Annotated in this window: 18 protein-coding genes; 11 read left to right on the forward strand and 7 right to left on the reverse strand. The window is 48.2% G+C overall.

Going from position 1 to position 17,877, the window contains the following annotated elements; all coding sequences use genetic code 11:
* The first annotated feature begins 35 nt into the window (after positions 1 to 35).
* The 7 genes from IQ294_RS11085 to IQ294_RS11115 all read left to right on the forward strand — a co-directional run bounded on the left by IQ294_RS11085 (position 36) and on the right by IQ294_RS11115 (position 7,959).
* Positions 36 to 752 (forward strand): hypothetical protein, encoded by a 717-nt coding sequence (locus IQ294_RS11085; protein ID WP_203334099.1) that lies wholly within the window; start codon positions 36 to 38, stop codon positions 750 to 752.
* Positions 753 to 860: 108 nt separating this feature from the next.
* The gene (locus IQ294_RS11090; protein ID WP_203334100.1) at positions 861 to 1,400 is read left to right on the forward strand and encodes an NfeD family protein; all 540 of its coding nucleotides are present in this window, start codon (positions 861 to 863) and stop codon (positions 1,398 to 1,400) included.
* Between the two features lie 20 nt (positions 1,401 to 1,420).
* Positions 1,421 to 2,959 carry a flotillin lipid rafts scaffold protein FloT gene (gene floT / locus IQ294_RS11095; protein WP_203334101.1) on the forward strand — a complete coding sequence of 513 codons (1,539 nt, stop codon included), beginning with the start codon at positions 1,421 to 1,423 and terminating at the stop codon, positions 2,957 to 2,959.
* Positions 2,960 to 3,179: 220 nt separating this feature from the next.
* Positions 3,180 to 4,673, forward strand: coding sequence for a UDP-N-acetylmuramoyl-L-alanyl-D-glutamate--2,6-diaminopimelate ligase (locus tag IQ294_RS11100; RefSeq protein WP_203334102.1), 1,494 nt, complete (start codon positions 3,180 to 3,182; stop codon positions 4,671 to 4,673).
* Positions 4,674 to 4,898: 225 nt separating this feature from the next.
* Positions 4,899 to 6,281 carry a class II fumarate hydratase gene (gene fumC, locus IQ294_RS11105; RefSeq protein WP_203334103.1) on the forward strand — a complete coding sequence of 461 codons (1,383 nt, stop codon included), beginning with the start codon at positions 4,899 to 4,901 and terminating at the stop codon, positions 6,279 to 6,281.
* 116 nt (positions 6,282 to 6,397) lie between these two features.
* Positions 6,398 to 7,054 (forward strand): Dph6-related ATP pyrophosphatase, encoded by a 657-nt coding sequence (locus IQ294_RS11110; protein WP_203334104.1) that lies wholly within the window; start codon positions 6,398 to 6,400, stop codon positions 7,052 to 7,054.
* Between the two features lie 140 nt (positions 7,055 to 7,194).
* The gene (locus IQ294_RS11115; RefSeq protein WP_238942784.1) at positions 7,195 to 7,959 is read left to right on the forward strand and encodes a SurA N-terminal domain-containing protein; all 765 of its coding nucleotides are present in this window, start codon (positions 7,195 to 7,197) and stop codon (positions 7,957 to 7,959) included.
* Positions 7,960 to 8,149: 190 nt separating this feature from the next.
* Here the strand turns inward: IQ294_RS11115 and IQ294_RS11120 are convergent, their stop codons facing one another.
* The 5 genes from IQ294_RS11120 to IQ294_RS11140 form a co-directional block, all read right to left on the reverse strand.
* A complete protein-coding gene (locus tag IQ294_RS11120) occupies positions 8,150 to 8,899 on the reverse strand; it encodes an amino acid ABC transporter ATP-binding protein (RefSeq protein ID WP_203334105.1) in 750 nt (249 codons plus the stop codon).
* A 30-nt stretch (positions 8,900 to 8,929) separates the two neighbouring features.
* Positions 8,930 to 9,634, reverse strand: a complete 705-nt coding sequence (locus IQ294_RS11125; protein WP_203334106.1) for an amino acid ABC transporter permease — start codon at positions 9,632 to 9,634, stop codon at positions 8,930 to 8,932.
* Entirely contained in the window at positions 9,621 to 10,442 is an 822-nt protein-coding gene (locus IQ294_RS11130) for an amino acid ABC transporter substrate-binding protein (RefSeq protein WP_203334107.1), read from the reverse strand. Before IQ294_RS11130 ends, IQ294_RS11125 begins: the two co-directional genes overlap by 14 nt.
* A 134-nt stretch (positions 10,443 to 10,576) precedes the next feature.
* Positions 10,577 to 11,422: an STAS domain-containing protein gene (locus IQ294_RS11135; protein WP_203334108.1), complete on the reverse strand. Its 846-nt coding sequence runs from the start codon at positions 11,420 to 11,422 to the stop codon at positions 10,577 to 10,579.
* Positions 11,423 to 11,573: 151 nt separating this feature from the next.
* Positions 11,574 to 12,620 (reverse strand): glycosyltransferase, encoded by a 1,047-nt coding sequence (locus tag IQ294_RS11140; protein WP_203334109.1) that lies wholly within the window; start codon positions 12,618 to 12,620, stop codon positions 11,574 to 11,576.
* 205 nt (positions 12,621 to 12,825) lie between these two features.
* Between IQ294_RS11140 and IQ294_RS11145 the strand changes: the two genes are divergently transcribed.
* On the forward strand, positions 12,826 to 13,524 hold the full coding sequence (locus tag IQ294_RS11145) for an ABC transporter ATP-binding protein (RefSeq protein ID WP_203334110.1): 699 nt from the start codon (positions 12,826 to 12,828) through the stop codon (positions 13,522 to 13,524).
* Positions 13,514 to 14,812, forward strand: coding sequence for an ABC transporter permease (locus tag IQ294_RS11150; protein ID WP_203334111.1), 1,299 nt, complete (start codon positions 13,514 to 13,516; stop codon positions 14,810 to 14,812). Before IQ294_RS11145 ends, IQ294_RS11150 begins: the two co-directional genes overlap by 11 nt.
* Before the next feature lie 37 nt (positions 14,813 to 14,849).
* On the opposite strand, the gene IQ294_RS11155 is transcribed toward IQ294_RS11150, so the two are convergent.
* Both IQ294_RS11155 and IQ294_RS11160 read right to left on the reverse strand, forming a co-directional pair.
* Positions 14,850 to 15,425, reverse strand: coding sequence for a hypothetical protein (locus IQ294_RS11155; RefSeq protein ID WP_238942785.1), 576 nt, complete (start codon positions 15,423 to 15,425; stop codon positions 14,850 to 14,852).
* Positions 15,426 to 15,806: 381 nt separating this feature from the next.
* The gene (locus tag IQ294_RS11160; protein ID WP_238942786.1) at positions 15,807 to 16,361 is read right to left on the reverse strand and encodes a M15 family metallopeptidase; all 555 of its coding nucleotides are present in this window, start codon (positions 16,359 to 16,361) and stop codon (positions 15,807 to 15,809) included.
* 103 nt (positions 16,362 to 16,464) lie between these two features.
* On the opposite strand from IQ294_RS11160, the gene IQ294_RS11165 reads away from it, so the two are divergent.
* Both IQ294_RS11165 and IQ294_RS11170 read left to right on the forward strand, forming a co-directional pair.
* Positions 16,465 to 17,196 carry an NADPH-dependent oxidoreductase gene (locus IQ294_RS11165; protein ID WP_203334112.1) on the forward strand — a complete coding sequence of 244 codons (732 nt, stop codon included), beginning with the start codon at positions 16,465 to 16,467 and terminating at the stop codon, positions 17,194 to 17,196.
* Positions 17,197 to 17,219: 23 nt separating this feature from the next.
* Positions 17,220 to 17,834, forward strand: coding sequence for an NAD(P)-dependent oxidoreductase (locus tag IQ294_RS11170; RefSeq protein ID WP_203334113.1), 615 nt, complete (start codon positions 17,220 to 17,222; stop codon positions 17,832 to 17,834).
* The last annotated feature ends 43 nt before the right edge of the window (positions 17,835 to 17,877 follow it).

Consider the following 17,877-nt stretch of genomic DNA (forward strand, 5'->3'; position numbering starts at 1 on the left):
ATGATAAAAATATAAAAATGTCGGGAGGCGCAGAGATGAAAGTTTTACATGAAGGTACTATAACGAATCAGGCGCTTCACAAAAAACTGCCTCTGCGCATGAAACGTTTATATCTTGAAGATCTGCCGGCCATCGAAGCCGTGCAGGAAGCTGTAATCGCCGATTTGCGCGATAAAACGGCTTTGCACCCTTTAAGCACGGAAGAATACCTCTTCATCCTGAACGAGCGCGGCCTCATGGTCGGCGCTTATGCGGAAGATGAGCTGATCGGTTTCCGTGCACTGCTGATTCCTGAAATCGACGAGGAGCACCTCGGCTATGACATCGGTTTGCAGGAAGAAGAATTGCCAAAAGTGATTTATCAGGAAATATCAGCGGTGCTGCCGGCTTACAGAGGAAATCGCCTTCAGCAGAAATTGGCGGATGTCATCATGAATGAACTTCCAAAGTTGCCGGGCAATTTTCATTACGTGGCCTGTACTGTCGCACCGATGAATATCCCCAGCCTGAAAGATAAATTTACACAGGATATGTATATCGTCGCCCTCACCCAAAAATACGGCAGCAAAGAACGCTATGTCTGCGTCAAAGACCTTGAGAAACCGACACTTGCCTATACTGAATCTGCGGCGGCCAAGCTGGACGATTTTCAGAGGCAGCATGAACTGCTCGCTGCGGGTTATGTAGGCGTCAATTTTCAGATGAAGGACGGCTTCCACGAAATTCAATTTGTTAAACCCACTCTCTCATAAAGAGTGGGTTTTTATTTTGTAATAAATTAAATTATTCTGAAACTTTTACCGCATATTCCCGTAAATAAGATAAGATGGAAATAGGCAGAAAGAATGGGAGGGATTGGAATGGAATTGTTCGGGATGGAGATTGCCCAGGTTTATATGTACGGGCTCCTGATTGCAGGTGCCTTGACCTTATTATATGTATTGTTCGCTGACATAGCAGAAGCGGGCGATGGAATTCCGTTCCTGAATCCGGCTGTGCTCCTGGCATTTTCGACCCTGTTTTTCGCCATCGCATTTCTGCTCGAACGGGCAACGGATCTGAACAGCTGGGTCATCATCGGGATTGCGGCAGTCGGCGGGGCGATACTCGATTTCCTCTTTTATTTCTTCGTGCTGTTGCCGTTGAGGTCTGCGGAAGCATCCATCGCTTATACGGAACAATCGCTGCTCGGCCAGGTAGCTAAAGTGATTGTGCCGATCCCGACAGACGGCTACGGTGAAGTCGTGCTTGAAACCTACGGCGGCATGATTTCAAAACGGGCGACCGGCTACGACAACGAGCCGATCGCACAGGACGAGCAGGTGCTGATCATCGAGATAAAAGACGGCACGTTGCTAGTAAGGGAGTACCAGCCTTTTGTAATAGGAAATAAAAAATAGAATGATAAGGGGGAAATGGAATGGAAATGGGATTGTGGTATGTAATCGGGATTGTCGCTTTTGTCATCCTGGCGATCATCGGTGTCTACGTAACGAAGTATAAGACGGTGGGGCCGGATGAAGCGCTGATTGTCACAGGGAGTTACCTCGGATCGAAAAACGTCCATACGGATGATTCGGGCAATCGCATTAAGATCATCAGAGGCGGGGGGACATTCCTGCTGCCGGTATTCCAACAGGCGGCACCGCTAAGCCTGTTATCAAGCAAATTGGAAGTGACGACACCTGAAGTCTATACGGAACAGGGTGTACCGGTTATGGCAGACGGAACGGCCATCATCAAAATCGGCGGTTCGATTTCTGAAATCGCAACAGCAGCCGAGCAATTCCTGGGCAAGTCAAAAGAAGACCGGGAAAACGAAGCGAAAGAAGTGCTGGAAGGGCATCTTCGTTCGATCCTCGGGTCGATGACAGTCGAAGAGATTTACAAAAACCGTGATAAATTCTCGCAGGAAGTGCAGCGTGTAGCGTCGCATGACCTGGCAAAAATGGGCTTGATCATCGTGTCATTCACGATCAAAGATGTACGTGATAAAAACGGTTATTTGGATTCCCTCGGTAAAGCAAGGATCGCGCAGGTGAAACGTGATGCGGATATCTCAACAGCCGAATCTGAAATGGAGACACGGATCAAACGTGCCGAAGCCGGCAAAGAAGCCCAGCGTGCCGAAATTCAGCGCGCTACTGAAATTGCCGAAGCGGAAAAAGATAATCAATTGAAAGTCGCTGAATACCGGCGTGAGCAGGACAGCGCGAAAGCACGTGCCGATCAGGCGTACGAGCTAGAGACAGCCCGTTCAAAACAGGAAGTTGTCGAGCAGGAAATGCAGATCCAGATTATCGAGCGTCAAAAACAGATTGAACTTGAAGAAAAAGAAATTCAGCGCCGTGAGCGCCAGTATGATTCTGAAGTGAAGAAAAAAGCGGATGCGGACCGCTATTCTGTTGAACAGGCTGCGGAAGCTGAGAAATCCAAACAGCTTGCCGATGCAGACGGACAGAAATACCGCGTCGAGGCGATGGCCAAAGCCGATGCAGAGAAAGTTCGCTTGGATGGTATGGCGAAAGCTGATTCCATGCGTGCCCAGGGTGAATCCGAAGCGGATGTCATCCGCCTGAAAGGTCTTGCCGAAGCCGAAGCGAAACGCAAAATCGCCGAAGCATTCGAAATGTACGGCCAGGCAGCCACTCTGGATATGATCGTCAAAATGCTTCCGGAATACGCGAAACAGATTGCAAGCCCGCTTTCGAATATCGACAAGATCACAGTTGTGGATACGGGAGGCGGAGAAGGCGGCGGTGCCAATAAAGTCACATCGTATGCAACGAACTTGATGTCCACGTTGCAGGAAACGCTGAAGGAATCCTCCGGAATCGATGTCCGGGAAATGCTTGAGAACATGAGCGGTAAAAACGATTACACCAGCACAATCGAGCAATTGCGCTATGAATTGGCGGAAAAGGAAACAGCAGTAGATGAAAAGAAAATAGAAATTTAAGAGACAGCCTCAAAAAGCTTTTGCTTTTTGGGGCTGTTTTTGGTTTCAGAAGAAAGCATAAGGGGAAAAGATAGGCTGATAGTATGAAAATCACATTTTTGATGGGAAAATGCTCCTCTGCTATTTTTAAGAGTTGAACAATGATAATTGAATGAAGATACATATTTATATAGAAGAGATTTTCATTTGAACGAAAAAACATCAATTTAAGGAGTATCCTATGAACGTAAAATTTGACGAAATCCCCCAATTGCCGCTCCTGTCCATAAGCGGGCCGCGTGCCCGGGATATTACTTCCATCGTTTATAATTCAGTGGATACCGAAGAAGGATCCGCTTTCTTTTGTGTGACCGGTGAAAATACAGACGGACATCTGTATATCCAGGAAGCGATCGATAAAGGAGCCGGCACGATCATCGGCACCAATAAGGATATCTTGGATAAATTTTTTAGTTTATATCCTCAATTGACATTCCTCCATGTGGAAGATTCCAGGACTGCTTTAGCGCATATTTCAATTTATTTTTATAAGAATGCCCAGGACAGACTGATTAAAGTCGGTGTAACGGGGACAAATGGTAAAACCACCACGGCAACCTACGTTTATAACCTTTTCAACCGGCTTGGGCTGCCTTGCGGTTTCCTCGGGACTACGGGAATCTGGTCCTCGAAAAGCAAACTGGACTATAGGAAGAGCACACCGACGACACCCATTTCATCTGATATCCATAATGTCTTTTCCCAGCTTGCTGCCCAGGGTGACCTAGCGGCGTCGATGGAAGTTTCTTCAATTGCGCTGGATCAGAAAAGAGTGGAGGGAATCGTGTTCGATGTGGCCATCCATACGAATATTTCAGAAGAACATATGGAATACCATAAGACATTCGAACATTATCTCCACTCAAAACTGGCTTTGTTCCGTCAGGCGAAATCCGCAGTCGTGAATCTGGATGATGCTGGCATGTCGAAAGAAATTTTGGAAGTGGTCCAGTACCCTGTCCTGACTTATAGCGCGGATATTGCGTCCGGAGCCGACCTGATCTGGCAGAACTGCCGGACACTTGATGATGGGCTGGCTTTTGAACTGATATATGAAGGCGTCAAGCGGCCTGTCGAAGTCCCGCTGTTCGGCGAATACAATGCCGGCAACCTGACGGCGGCGATCGCAGCGGCATTGCTGGCAGGAAAATCATTTGAAGAGATTTTAAGTGTGATGGCCGATATGCCGCAAGTCGAAGGGCGTTTTCAGGTTCTCGCCGGACCTGAAGGCAGGAAAATCATCCTCGATTATGCGCATACACCGGTTGCCATTGACCTGGTGTTGAGAGAGGCAAGAAAATTGCCGTATCGGCGTTTGATCGCATTGGTTGCCGGAATCGGCATCCGTGATTTTGCCAAGATGCCGAAAATGGCAAGAGCGGCAGAAGGCAAGGCGGACATGATCGTTGTGACTGTGGACCATCCCGGTTATAACGACCCGGACGATGTCGTTGATGAGGTGATCAAAGGGTTCACCATCCCTTATAAACAGGAAGTGCGGAGGGCGGCGTCGCGTCGCGGTGCCGTACTCGAAGCATTGAAGGCAAGCGGGCCGGAAGATCTGATTGTCTTATCGAGCGGCTGCATCAACGGCTCGCAGATTGTAAAAGGCGAGTATATTCCGCATTCGGATGAGGAAATTATAGAGGAGTATTTTTTACAGCAAAATTTATAAGGTATCTAGCGGCTTTTCCTCTTGTCCAGACTCCAGCGCCCAGATTCTAGTGTCATAAGCCACTCTGGCTGTGCGGCTGAAAACAAGCCGCTTCGGCAGAGCGTCTTATGCCCGTCGAATCTACACGGGCGCTTTCGCTTTTCTATAGATTAGTCGCTTTTTTGCCTTATTTTGTGTTTAATAGAAGAGAAGGTTTCATTAGACATAAGAATTGGAGTGAATGAAATGCAATATCGTACAGAAAAAGATACGATTGGTGAAATTCAGGTTGAAGCTGACAAAATGTGGGGGGCGCAAACTCAACGCAGCGTCCAGAACTTTGCGATCGGCACGGAGCGTATGCCGCATGAAGTCGTCATGGCGTTCGCCCAATTGAAAAAAGCGACAGCGAAAGCGAACCATAAGCTTGGGAAATTATCTGAAGCGAAGATGAAAGCGATCGAAACAGCAGCCAACGAAGTAATCGAAGGCAAATGGAACGACCATTTCCCATTGGTTGTCTGGCAGACAGGCAGCGGAACGCAGTCGAACATGAACATGAACGAAGTACTCGCACGCCGCGGCAATGAAATTCTTGCTGAGCAGAATTCGGAAGAGAAACTGCACCCGAACGATGACGTGAACATGTCCCAAAGTTCGAATGACACGTATCCGACGGCTATGCACGTAGCAGGCGTCTTGGCTGTGACTGAGACATTGATCCCGGCTGTTCAGAAATTGAAAGCGACGCTGGCTGAGAAATCGGAGAAATTTGATGACATCATCAAAATCGGCCGTACTCACCTGCAGGATGCGACACCGCTTACGCTTGGCCAGGAAATCAGCGGCTGGAAACATATGCTTGAAAAGAGCGAGCGCATGATCAGCGAAAGCGTCAACTATATGCGTGAACTCGCTATCGGCGGAACAGCTGTTGGAACAGGGATCAACGCAGATCCGAAATTCGGCGGCTATGTGGCAGAATTCATCGCGGAAGCGGTCGGCTCTGAATTCACTTCAGCTGAAAATAAATTCCATGCACTGACCAGCCATGACGAAATGGTTTACGCACACGGCGCGATCAAAGCGCTGGCGGCAGACGCAATGAAGATTGCAAACGATGTTCGCTGGCTGGCAAGTGGTCCACGCAGCGGCATCGGTGAAATCACGATTCCGGCAAACGAACCGGGAAGCTCGATCATGCCTGGTAAAGTCAATCCGACGCAAAGTGAAGCGTTGACGATGGTGGCGGCACAGGTAATGGGGAATGACGCGACAATCGGTTTCTCTGCGAGCCAGGGGAACTTCGAGTTGAACGTATTCAAACCGGTTATCGCATATAACTTCCTGCAATCTGTTCGCCTGTTGGCAGACAGCTTGATCAGCTTCAACGATCACTGTGCAGTCGGCATCGAAGCGAACCTCGATGTTATCCAGAATCACGTAAACAACTCATTGATGCTTGTCACTTCGCTGAACCCGCATATCGGCTACGAAAAAGCGGCAGCAATCGCGAAGCAGGCCCATAACGAAGGCTCGACATTGAAAGAGTCTGCGGTGAAGAGCGGACATCTGACAGCTGAGCAATTTGATGAGTGGGTCAAACCTGAGAATATGGTTGGCAAATAAGTAGAACGCAGCGGCCGGACTCCTGTTCCGGCCGCTTTTATTATGAGGTGAAGAGGTTTCGTTGCTGAAGTGTCGAAGTATTTACGCTGGAAAAGAATTTACGGAAGAGGTGCGTCATGCAAAAAACGTTTGTGATGTCGTGGAGCGGCGGGAAAGATTCCGCTCTCGCTTATTACCGTGCAGTGCTGGAAGGAAATGTTCCGGTTGCCCTGCTGACGATGTTTGAAGAAGATGGGTCCAAATCACGTTCGCACGGTTTGCCGCTCGAAGTTCTGGAAGCGCAGGCTGAACGGATGGGGCTGCCACTGGAAATCGGCAAGGCGGACTGGAATGGCTATGAAAAAGAGTTTATCGATCGATTAAAGAATTTCAAACGTGAAGGCATCGATATGGGAGTATACGGTGATATCGATCTGGAAGACCACCGCGCATGGGTGCAGAAAGTCAGTGCAGAAGCCGGGATCGGGGTGAGCCATCCGTTATGGGGGCGGCCGCGACGGGAATTGCTGGAAGAATTGATTGCCGAAGGGTTCAAAGCTGTCATCACCGTGGTGGATACTGCCCGCATGGATGCGAAATTCCTTGGACGTGAATTTACGCACGAACTGATTGAAGAACTGGAAACACTCGACATCGATGCTTGCGGTGAAGAAGGGGAATTTCATACAGTCATCATAGATGGGCCGATATTTGTGGAGCCGATTCCGCTGGTATTTGGTGATGAAATTGAGGCGGGACAATACCGTGTTCTTGAAGTGAAGCTTCAAGATTAAAGGCGGTGTCTCTTGAGGCGGATTTGGAAAATGCCTGAAAAAATGCCTTTTCTGACCACGATGGACATGAGGGTTTTCGGTTTACATACGACCTGTATGTGATACAATTACGTCCATTAAGATTTGGAAGGGGAATTCATTTGACTAATAAAATGCTTTTAAGCCTATTGATCGGTGCCTCAGTTTTGGTAACAGCGGCATGCGGCAATGAGGATGACAATACGAATGAAGAAGAAACAGCCACAGAGGAACAAGCGGCAGGAGAAAATGGCGAGGCAACTGAACAGCTGGAAATGCCGGAGCCGGATCTTGAAGGAGTACCTGATCTTGTAGCTGAAGTAAACGGCGAAGAAATCAAAAAAGCCGAATTCGAGTCTGCTTACGTTGCACAATTCCAGCAAATTGCGATGCAGGCACAGATGTCCGGCCAGGAAGTCGATCAGGATCAATTGAAAACCCAGATTGCCGAAAGTCTTGTCGGACAGCGTTTGCTGATGCAGGAAACGGACAATCGTTCAATTGAAGCGACTGACGAAGAAACGGAAGAAACATTGACTGCGTTGGCAGAACAGAACGGTCTCGCTTCTTCCGATGAGTTTTTGGCTGCGCTTGAAGAGCAGGGGCTTTCGGAAGAAGAAGTGATGGAACAAGTGGCCTCACAAGTGAAGATGGATAAATTGATCGCCGAGGAAGCGGGAGATATTCAGCCATCTGAAGAGGAAGTCCAGGAATTCTATGATGGGCTATTGGCTCAGCAGGAAGAAATGGGTGGCGGAGACTTGCCTCCTTTGGAAGATATAAAGTCTGAACTTGAAGGACAGATTGCCATGCAGAAAGAAAACACAGCCGTTGAGGAATTAGTGGCTGAACTTCGCGAAGGCGCAGATGTAAAAATTAATATTTAAGAACAAAAAAACCAAGCCCGTTTTCGGACTTGGTTTTTTTGTGTACAGACCCCAGCGGCCCAGCTCTTCGTGCCATAAGCCAGTGCAGTTGCTCCTACAGTGCTCCTGCAGTTGCTCCTGCAGTGCTACGCTGCTTCGTCGCAAGAGATAGGCCCAAACGAGTTTGGGCTATCTCTCGCTGTCGCTTTTCTTAAATCGTATCCGCTTTTTGGATCAGGTTCAGGAATTGCTTCGTCCGTTCTTCTTTCGGATTGTCGAAGATTTCCTGCGGTGTGCCGCGTTCGATGATGCGTCCGGCATCCATGAACAGGACTTCATCCGCGACGCCTTTTGCAAAACGCATTTCATGCGTGACGACGACCATGGTCATACCTTCCAAAGCCAATTCTTTCATGACTTGAAGAACTTCCCCGACAAGTTCAGGATCCAGCGCTGAAGTGGGTTCATCGAAAAGCATCACTTTCGGTTCCAGGGCCAAAGCGCGTGCAATGCCGACACGCTGCTGCTGGCCGCCGGAAAGCTGGAACGGGTATTCGTTCATCTTTTCCTTCAGGCCGACTTTTACCAGTAAATCTTCCGCCTTTGCACGGGCTTTCTGCTTATCGATTTTTTGGACGGTGACCGGGCCTTCCATGACATTTTCAAGGGCAGTCATATGAGGGAAGAGATTATAATGCTGAAAAACCATGGCTGACTGTTTTCTGAACTCCGTTATTTTCTTCTTTGATAACGGTTTTGAGAAATCTGCCACATGTCCGTCAATCGCCACAGTCCCGGCAGTCGGCGTTTCCAGGATGTTCAGACAGCGGAGAAATGTCGTCTTACCGGATCCGGAAGGGCCGATGACAACGACAGCCTGGCCTTTTTCCACATTGAGGTCGATGCCTTTCAATACCTCAAGATCGCCAAAGCTCTTATGCAGATTATTTATTGCAATCATAGAATGCTCCTTTCATATAGAGAATTGAATTCATGTTTTTGCTACATAGCGGTCAAAACGATTTTCCAGTCGCCCCTGAACCAGTGAGAGAAGGAAGCAGATGATCCAATACAGCAGACCGGCCTGCGCATACAGGAGCAGGAATTCGTAGTTGAAAGCTGCAATTTCCTGGGCTCTCCGGAACATTTCCGTCACCAGGATGAAGGAAGCCAGTGAAGTGTCTTTGACCAGGCTGATGAATGTATTCGACAAAGGCGGGATGGATACCCGTGATGCCTGCGGCAGGATAATCCGCTTCAGCGACTGGCTGTAGGTCATGCCGATGGTGTTGGCCGCTTCCCATTGCCCTTTTGGAATGGATAGAATCGCTGCCCGGATCACTTCAGAAGCATATGCCCCGACATTCAGTGAGAATCCGAGGATGGCCGCTGTAAAAGGCTCCAATGTAATGCCGACAGTCGGCAATCCATAAAAGAGGATCGACAGCTGGACGAGCAGCGGCGTGCCGCGAATGATGGAGACATAGATCCGCGCCACGATCTGAAGGATCTTAATCGTTGAAATACGGGCCAGCGCCGTCAATGTTGCCAGCACCAGCCCAATCGTGAATGATATCAGTGTCAGTGGAATCGTATACTGGATTGCTCCTTCCAATAAAGGAAGGAACGATGACTGGGCAATGTCCAGTAACCGTTCTAAACGTTCAGGGTTTGTGAAAATACTATTCAAGTACATTTTCGCCAAACCATTTCTGTGAAATTTCTTCGTATGTTCCGTCTTCGATCATTTCTGCCAAGGCTTTGTTCACTTCATCGATAATCGCGCCGCTGTCTTTTCTGAACTGCAATCCGCTTTGTGAAGCGTCATCAGATTCGTCGGCAATTTGAATCGGGGCATCCGGACGCTGTTTCAAAAAGTCCAGTACGGAAATTTTATCGTTCACTGTAGCATCGACACGGTCTGAAACCAATAGCTCGATTGCCTGATTGAATCCTTCCACGCCTGTAAGTTCAGCGCCGAATTCTTTTGCGATGTCAGCGTAGTTGCTTGTCAGTGATTGAGCTGACTTTTTGCCTTCAAGGCCTTCAAATGAGGTAATCTCCGTTTCATCTGCGCTAGTCACCAATACAGCCGCAGATGTGATGTATGGATCAGAAAAATCGTAGATCTCCAAGCGGTCTTCGCGGATACCGACCTGATTCGCCACCATATCGAATCTGCCGGAATCGAGGCCAGCGAACATGCCGTCCCATTGAGTTTCCAGGAATTTAGCTTCAACACCAAGGCGTTCAGCCACTTCGCGGGCAATTTCAACGTCAAATCCTGTCAGTTCTCCGGATTCATCGTGGAAAGTGAACGGAGGATACGTGCCTTCCGTTCCAATCAGCAACTCGCCTTCATCCTGGACTTTTGCCAGTAGATCTTCGGAAGAGCCCTCTTCCGGCTGGTTTTCAGTTGTGTTGTCTTCCGATGAATCTCCGCAAGCCGCAAGCAATAATACAGCTCCGAACAACATCAAAAGCAATAGATAAGATTTCTTCATCCTATATCTCCCCTAATTCTTATAGTTTTAGTCGGCATTAAAATAAATGCTGTTTGAGTATAGCATCTTCTTTGATTCTGCTCAATAAATCTTTCTTACCAACAGAAAAAAGCCTCTCCTGAAAGGAGAAGCTTTTATTGCGTGCCATTTTTTAGTTTTTCGATACTTTCAAGAGCCTGTTTCACGGTGCTGAAAGAGAAAGGGGAGGTGAATTTGATGTCGTTGTGCATGGCGACCTGGACCAGTTTTGGCCGTAAGCCGGTCGTCATGACGCTCATGCCCATCATCCTCAGCATTTTACCGGCTTGGACCAGCATCTCCGCAACACGGTGATCGATTGTCAGGACACCGGAGAAATCAAGGATGACATACTCGACTTCCATTGTGGAAATTTTCGGGATCACCATTTCCATGATGAATGTGACCCTCGCTTCATCGATAAAACCGACAAGAGGCAGCACCACAATGTCATCACGGATAGGGACGACTGGTGCAGAAAGTGATAGGAGCTCTTTTTGCAATTTGCTTTTCGACTCTTCAGACAGGCGTTCAAATGCGAAGACGGTTTCAGTGAGGCTGACATCCAGGATGGAGTTGATCCTTTTGATGATTGTTGCAGTCAAGGCTGCGGACAGACCCATTTCAAGGCTGATACGGGCCATGATGTCGGCGAATATATCACGGGTCAGCGGGTAGCGCACTATCACATCTGAAAGCTTTCCTCCGCGGGAGACCTGCATTTCAGCATTGTTCTTGCTCCATTCGAGCAGGTGTGCCGGCACGAATTTTTCATCATCCGGATCATCTTCCAAAGAATCGCTGTAGAAGCCCAACAGCTTGATATACATGTACAAAGCCATCTTTTTTTCTTCTTGGGGAATTTCCATTTCAGTGTGACTTACTACATATTCGACAACTTCTTCCGATATCAAATGTGCGTTTTTAGAGACGTACGAGGAAAATTCATGGACAGTAGTCATTTTCTTCACACCTTTGCTTTAATTCATATTTCCAGTATAACTTAATTTTTACAATAAAGGTATCTGTCAGGAAAGCAATGGGTTTTTATCGTCCATGATAATAAGGCCGGGACAGAATGGGAATCTGTCCCGGCCTTATGGGGTTCGCCGTCTATTTTTTTCGGAAAACCCATGCGCGCTGGGCCACGAAACCGAATATGAAAAGTACAGTATCGACGAATACTTTCAGGATCACTTCGCCGCGTCCGAGCCATTCGGCGTAAAGCAGATGGACGGACCCAGCCGAAGCCACCATGATGAACGCTGCCAGAATATAATAACGGACCAGGGATTTGCTGGATCCCTGCTTGAACACCTTATTGCGGTTTATATAATAATTGAATAATGAAGACAGGATCCGGGCTGCGACCGTTGCCAGTATGATGAACATTTCAGGCGATGAATCCTTGAGCAGCTGGATGAATAGCCAATATAAGCCGATATCGAGCGCAAAGGAGGCGCCTCCGGACAACCCGTAGAAAATGAAGATTTTATAGATATGTAAAGAATCCCTCAATGGATGGAAATGCGAAGATTTATTGTCATCGATATAGACGGTTTCAATCGTCACTTCCACCATATCAATCTCGTTTTTTCGAAGTGCAGCGAGGGCGTTCATCTCATACTCAAAACGTTCACCAAGGACTGTCAGCAGCTGCGGCAGGTATTTCACCGGTATTCCCCGCAGCCCTGTCTGGGTATCCGTAAGGACGGTGCCAGTGGTGAGCTTGAACAGCATGCGCGTGAAGCGGTTGCCGAAACGGCTTCTGAACGGTATATTCTTTTGCTTGAAATCACGGGCGCCAAGAACGACTTTATCCGGTGCATCATGCAATTTCTGTGCTAATTTCACCATATCAACGGCTAAATGCTGGCCATCCGCATCCGCAGTGATGACAGCTTCAAAAGGAAGCTGATGGGTGAGTATGTAGTGGAAAGCGGTTTTCAGCGCACGTCCTTTCCCTTGATTGACGGCGTGCCTCAAAAGCGTGACTTCTTTATGGGATTCAAGCTCCTCGAAGATATGGGCGAATTCACGACCACTGCCGTCATCAACGATAAAAATCTGTTTGAATCCTGACTGGATGATTGTTTCGACAGCATTCAGACATTTTTCATCAGGTTTATATGCAGGAATAATTATGGCTGGCTGCTTCACACGACACCTCCTCTCCGGTTTAGATGACAGCAACTTTCGCCAAGACACCTCAGTGAAATTACGGTTAATTGATCGGCCCTTATTAATAGGAATACCCAAGCACAGCCCTTTTCACACGGCATCTTAAGAAAATCTTCAGAAAGCCCCTCCATCTTTATTAAGATTTCCCATTTATACTTTGGATATCAGTGAAAGGGGAATAAAAATGATTACGATCAGCGAACTTCAACATCATTTTAAAATTGGGAAAAAAGGGAATGAACGGCTTGTGCCGGTATTAAAAGGCGTCACATTGGAAGTCGGGAATGGCGAAATTGTGGCCATACTTGGCAAAAGCGGTTCTGGAAAATCGACATTGCTCCATATATTGGCGGGATTCATGTCTCCTGAAGCAGGATCCGTACTGGTGAATGGCCAGGAAACTTCCGCATTGAAAGAATCGGAGCAGGCGAGTTTCCGGCTTGCGAACTTCGGATTCATCTTTCAGAACTTCCAATTGATGCCAGGGCTCAGCGCATTTGAAAATGTGGAGCTGCCATTGAAAATCCTTGGCATGGATGAAGCGGACCGTAAAAAGAAAGTACAGCAGATGCTTGGGAAAGTCGGACTCCAGGAAGTTTCCGGCCATTACCCCAACGAACTTTCCGGCGGCCAGCAGCAACGGGTCAGCATTGCGCGTGCGCTCATAACGGATGCGCCTATCATATTGGCGGATGAACCGACAGGAAGCCTGGATTCGGAAACGGAAAAAGAGATCCTGTTATTGATCCAATCATTGAATAAGAAATTAGGATTGACGTTTGTCATCATTACCCACGACGAAGAAGTGGCTGCAGTGGCAGACCGGCAATATCACCTGCACGACGGCGAATTGGTGAAAGGGGAACAGCGCCATGCAGTTTAAAGATCAGATCGATTTCATCAGACAACATATGAAACGCAATAAATTACGTGTCGCCACCACTATCCTGGCGGCAACGATGGGCTGTGCATTTTTGATTGTCCTCGCATCCATCGGCTTTGGGCTGCATCAGACGCTTACGGACGATGTCCTGAACAATAATCTGGTGACGGAAATTGAAGTGGCCGGAAAAGCAGGTGAAGAAACAGATTTGTCACCGGGGGAAATTCCGGATGCGGAAGTTCAGCAGATGCGTGAAATGCAGCATGTGGCAGCGGTCGTCGAACGCAACCGGCCCGATGCTGAAACAAAAGTCGTAATCGGTGAGCGCAGCACTTATTCGAATGTCGTACTGTCGAGTATGGAAGAAGAACAAAAAGCGGGATTCGGACTGTCGGAAGGAAAGATGCCGGCGAACGCCAATGAGGTCGTGATCGGCTATCACACGGCAGACATGCTGCTGACAGAAGCGGAGCAGGAAAAACAGGAGAAGGGGGAAGAAGTCAGCGGTTTTGCGGGCAGTTTGATCGGCCAGACGATTGAATTGCAGCTGACTCCTTTTATGAATGAAGGAGACGAAAAGACGGAAATGGCTGCATGGGAATTCGTTGTGACGGGAGTCGCCAAAGAACCGGCCAAAGACTGGATGACGGACACCGGTGTCTATGCAGACAGTTCATGGGGAGCAATCTTCAACGAAGAACTGAACATGCAGCCGGGCTATGAGAATATTCTCGTCTATGCGGACGACCTGCAGAATGTCGGCGGCATCACGAATGCCTTGAAAGAAGACGGTTACTACGTCTATTCCGTAACGGAAGAGTTGGGCACGGTGAATGTATTCTTCAACGCATTGAAAGCCGGTCTGATTTTTGTCGGGACGATTGCGGTATTGATTGCCTCCATCGGTATTTTCAACACCATGACAATGGCGGTTACTGAAAGGACGCGTGAAATCGGCGTCATGAAAGCGATCGGCGCACAGCCGAAGCTTATCCGGAAATTATTCCTGATGGAAAGCGCGGCCATCGGAGTGATTGGTACCGTATTGGCAGTCGTGATTTCATATGGTATCAGCATGCTGTCCAATTGGCTGATTCCGATCATCGTCATGAGTTCGCTTGGCGAAGATCAGCCGGAAGACTTCACAATTATCATCTCCACAATTCCGTGGCAGCTTGTCGTGATCGCTTCCGTCATCAGCATCGGAGTGGCGATGGTATCTGGCTGGAACCCCGCACGGAAAGCGACACAGATCGATGTGATCCAGGCTTTGAGACAGGAAATGTAATAGAAAAAAGCGCGTTCCCGGGTGGGGATGCGCTTTTTTAATCGATGACTTTAAAATCGATTTCTGCATGGATCTGATAATCTGTTTTCTCACCGCTTGGAGATTCCGTGAAAAAATCAGCATAGCCGTTCACTGTGTAATAACCTTGGGGGAACTGGTTTTCCATCACTTGTTTTGAGAAGTCGATATAGGCAGCGTCATCCAGATCGCTGTAACCACCGCTGCCGCTGTATTTTTCCCGGAGAGGCTCACCTTTCGTGAGAGTTGTCATCAACAGAGGTTCGATCATCGGATAATGGATTTCATAATCCCGTGTTTCTTCTTCCATCGGGAAATAGAACGCGGATCCGGCGTGGAAGATATCGATGCTTTCTTCGTCGCCGATATATTCAAGTTCTGCGTAAACTTCTACCGGGCCGCCGCTGGCATACTCCTCTTTTTCGGATACAAGCCGGTAGATGAAATCGCCATCGGTTGTTTCAGCTTCTGTAGCTTTTACTGTAAAATCGCCGATATTTGAAGAAGAATCGCCATTTGCGGTATCTTCTCCCGTCCCGCATCCAGCGAGCAGCAGGATCACTGTCAATAAGAAAAGACTGCTTCGGACTATCATTTCCAAACACCCCTCTTTACTGAATGAGACGTAGCGGAAAGGGGAGAGTTACAGTTTTTAATAGGAAATATAGATTTAGATGGACGTTATAGCTTTTTTGAAATATTATACATAATTTTTATTTGCGATCTAAATGATAAATTGGAAAGTATTTAGGTCAAAACGGAAAGTATCGCCAAATATTGGGAAATAAATTTGGAAATCCTAATCTTAGACTTAAAAGTGAACAGTATATCCAAATAACTGGGAATTACACCTGATTAAAACGACATATAACAATCATTTTTATAAAATATGCGGGTTTTTCGGATGGTTTACGCCCCGGCGGCAACCATCCACGGAACATTCGCCCCGGCGAATGTTTTTCCAATCAGTCTTTTGTCAGTCAAACGTATCCTCCGGCCGCCAGCCCTGCTGTAATTCGCGGATCGACAGGCCGAATGTCATTTCGAGATGGGGGTAATCCTTGAAACCGTTCCAATCACCGCCCCAGTCGAAACCGAGGCTTTTGCCGATGTCCGCCACTTCAAACCAGTCGGGTTCGCCGTTGCCGTTATCATCGCGCTCAATGTCCCAGACGACTGAGCCGTCATCAAGCTGCAGCGCAAAATCGACGGCGAGACCGTAATTATGATAGGATTCGCCCCCTTCTGCATAAGTCACGATATTGCCGCCGGAACTGCGTCCCTGCTGATGCAGGATATCCTGTTCACCGAACGACCGGAACCCGTCGGTAATCAGGATCGTGATGCCGATGTCCTCCGCCGCTTCCACCAGTTCACGGCTCTTCTCTTCAAGGATCGGGTGCAGCGAATCGGGTAACGGGCGGGCCGCCAATTCTTCCCGGAATGCAATTTCGCGCTGTATCCATATAAATAAAAAACTGCCGAGCAGCAGCAGGAAAAGAATCGTAATTGCCATTTTAGCTTGTTTCAAACCTTTATCACCTCTATGGTTTTATTCTAGCAAAAATCACGGAAACAGTATCCTCGGAAGGAATTTGATACGATAGAAGAAACGATACTTAGGAGGAATACATATGGTACTTGAATTGATGAAATCCCACGCTTCTGTGCGCGATTATACAGAAGAGCAGTTGACGCGGCAGCAAGTCGAAGAATTGATCGGAGCGGCGCAATATGCGGCAACGTCCCATTTTGTGCAGGCCTATTCGATAGTTTGGGTAACAGATCCGGAAAAACGCCGGAAGCTGGGTGACTTATCGAAGAACGCCAAGCAGATGGAAGGCGCCGGCGCGGTTTTCCTGATGTGTGCGGATTACAACCGGCTGAAGCATGCGGTCGAGATGAACGGGGAAGAAATCATCTTCGATCAGGCGGAGAATCTGCTGGTTGCTGTTACGGATGTAGCGCTGCTGGCACAAAATCTGGCTCTCGCAGCCGAATCAAAAGGATACGGCATCTGCTATATCGGCGGAGTCCGCAATAATATGGAAGAGATCAGCCAATTGGTGGGATTGCCTGAAGGGGTTTTCCCGGTTTACGGTCTGACTGTCGGTGTACCAAGCAAAACGAATGATGTAAAACCGCGTCTTCCGGTGGAAGCGATTTTGCATGAAAATGAGTACGATGAGCACAAGTACGAAGAAATCCTGCCAGCCTATGATAAAACCATCCAGGAATATTACGGCAGCCGCGGATCCAACCAGAAGTCGGCTACCTGGTCGCAGCAAATGGCCCATTTCCTGAACAAGCCGCATCGCCAGGACCTCAAGAACATCCTTGCGGCAAGAGGCTATAAATTTAACTAATGAATTCCAGGGAGGAAGACACGATGAAACTGACGTTATTCGGAGCAACCGGAAGAGTCGGAAGCGAAATCTTGAAACGGGCGCTGGCTGACGGCCATAAAGTGACCGCGCTGCAGCGTTCACCGAAACTCGACACGCATCCTGATCTTGAGACGATATTCGGCAATGTCAGAAACAGCAAAGATATAGAGCGTTCTATTGCAGGGGCGGATGTGGTCATCAGTGCGCTCGGAACCGATAAAACGACGACGCTGACAGACGCGATGCCCTATATTATCGAGTCGATGAAACGCCACGGCATCAATCGGATCATCACGATCGGCACAGCCGGGATCCTGGACAGCCGCCTGGAAGAAGGGAAGCTGCGTTATCAGGGCGGAGACTCCAACCGGAAACTGACATTTGCAGCAGAACAGCATGACAAAGCTTTTCGCATGCTCGCGGAATCCGGTCTCGACTGGACGATTATCTGTCCGACCTATTTGCCGGATGGTGAAGCGAAAGGCGCTTACCGTGTGGAGAAGGATTACCTGCCAGAGGATGGCAAAGAAATCAGCACCGGTGATACCGCCGAATTCGCTTATCGGCAGCTGGAGAGTTCGGAATTTATCGGCAGCCGTGTGGGTATTGCATATTGATGAGGAAATGGCCTGGAGTTTTCAGGCCATTTTTAAAATACGA

The sequence above is a fragment of the Planococcus beigongshangi genome, assembly GCF_016820495.1.
Taxonomy (GTDB): domain Bacteria; phylum Bacillota; class Bacilli; order Bacillales_A; family Planococcaceae; genus Planococcus; species Planococcus beigongshangi.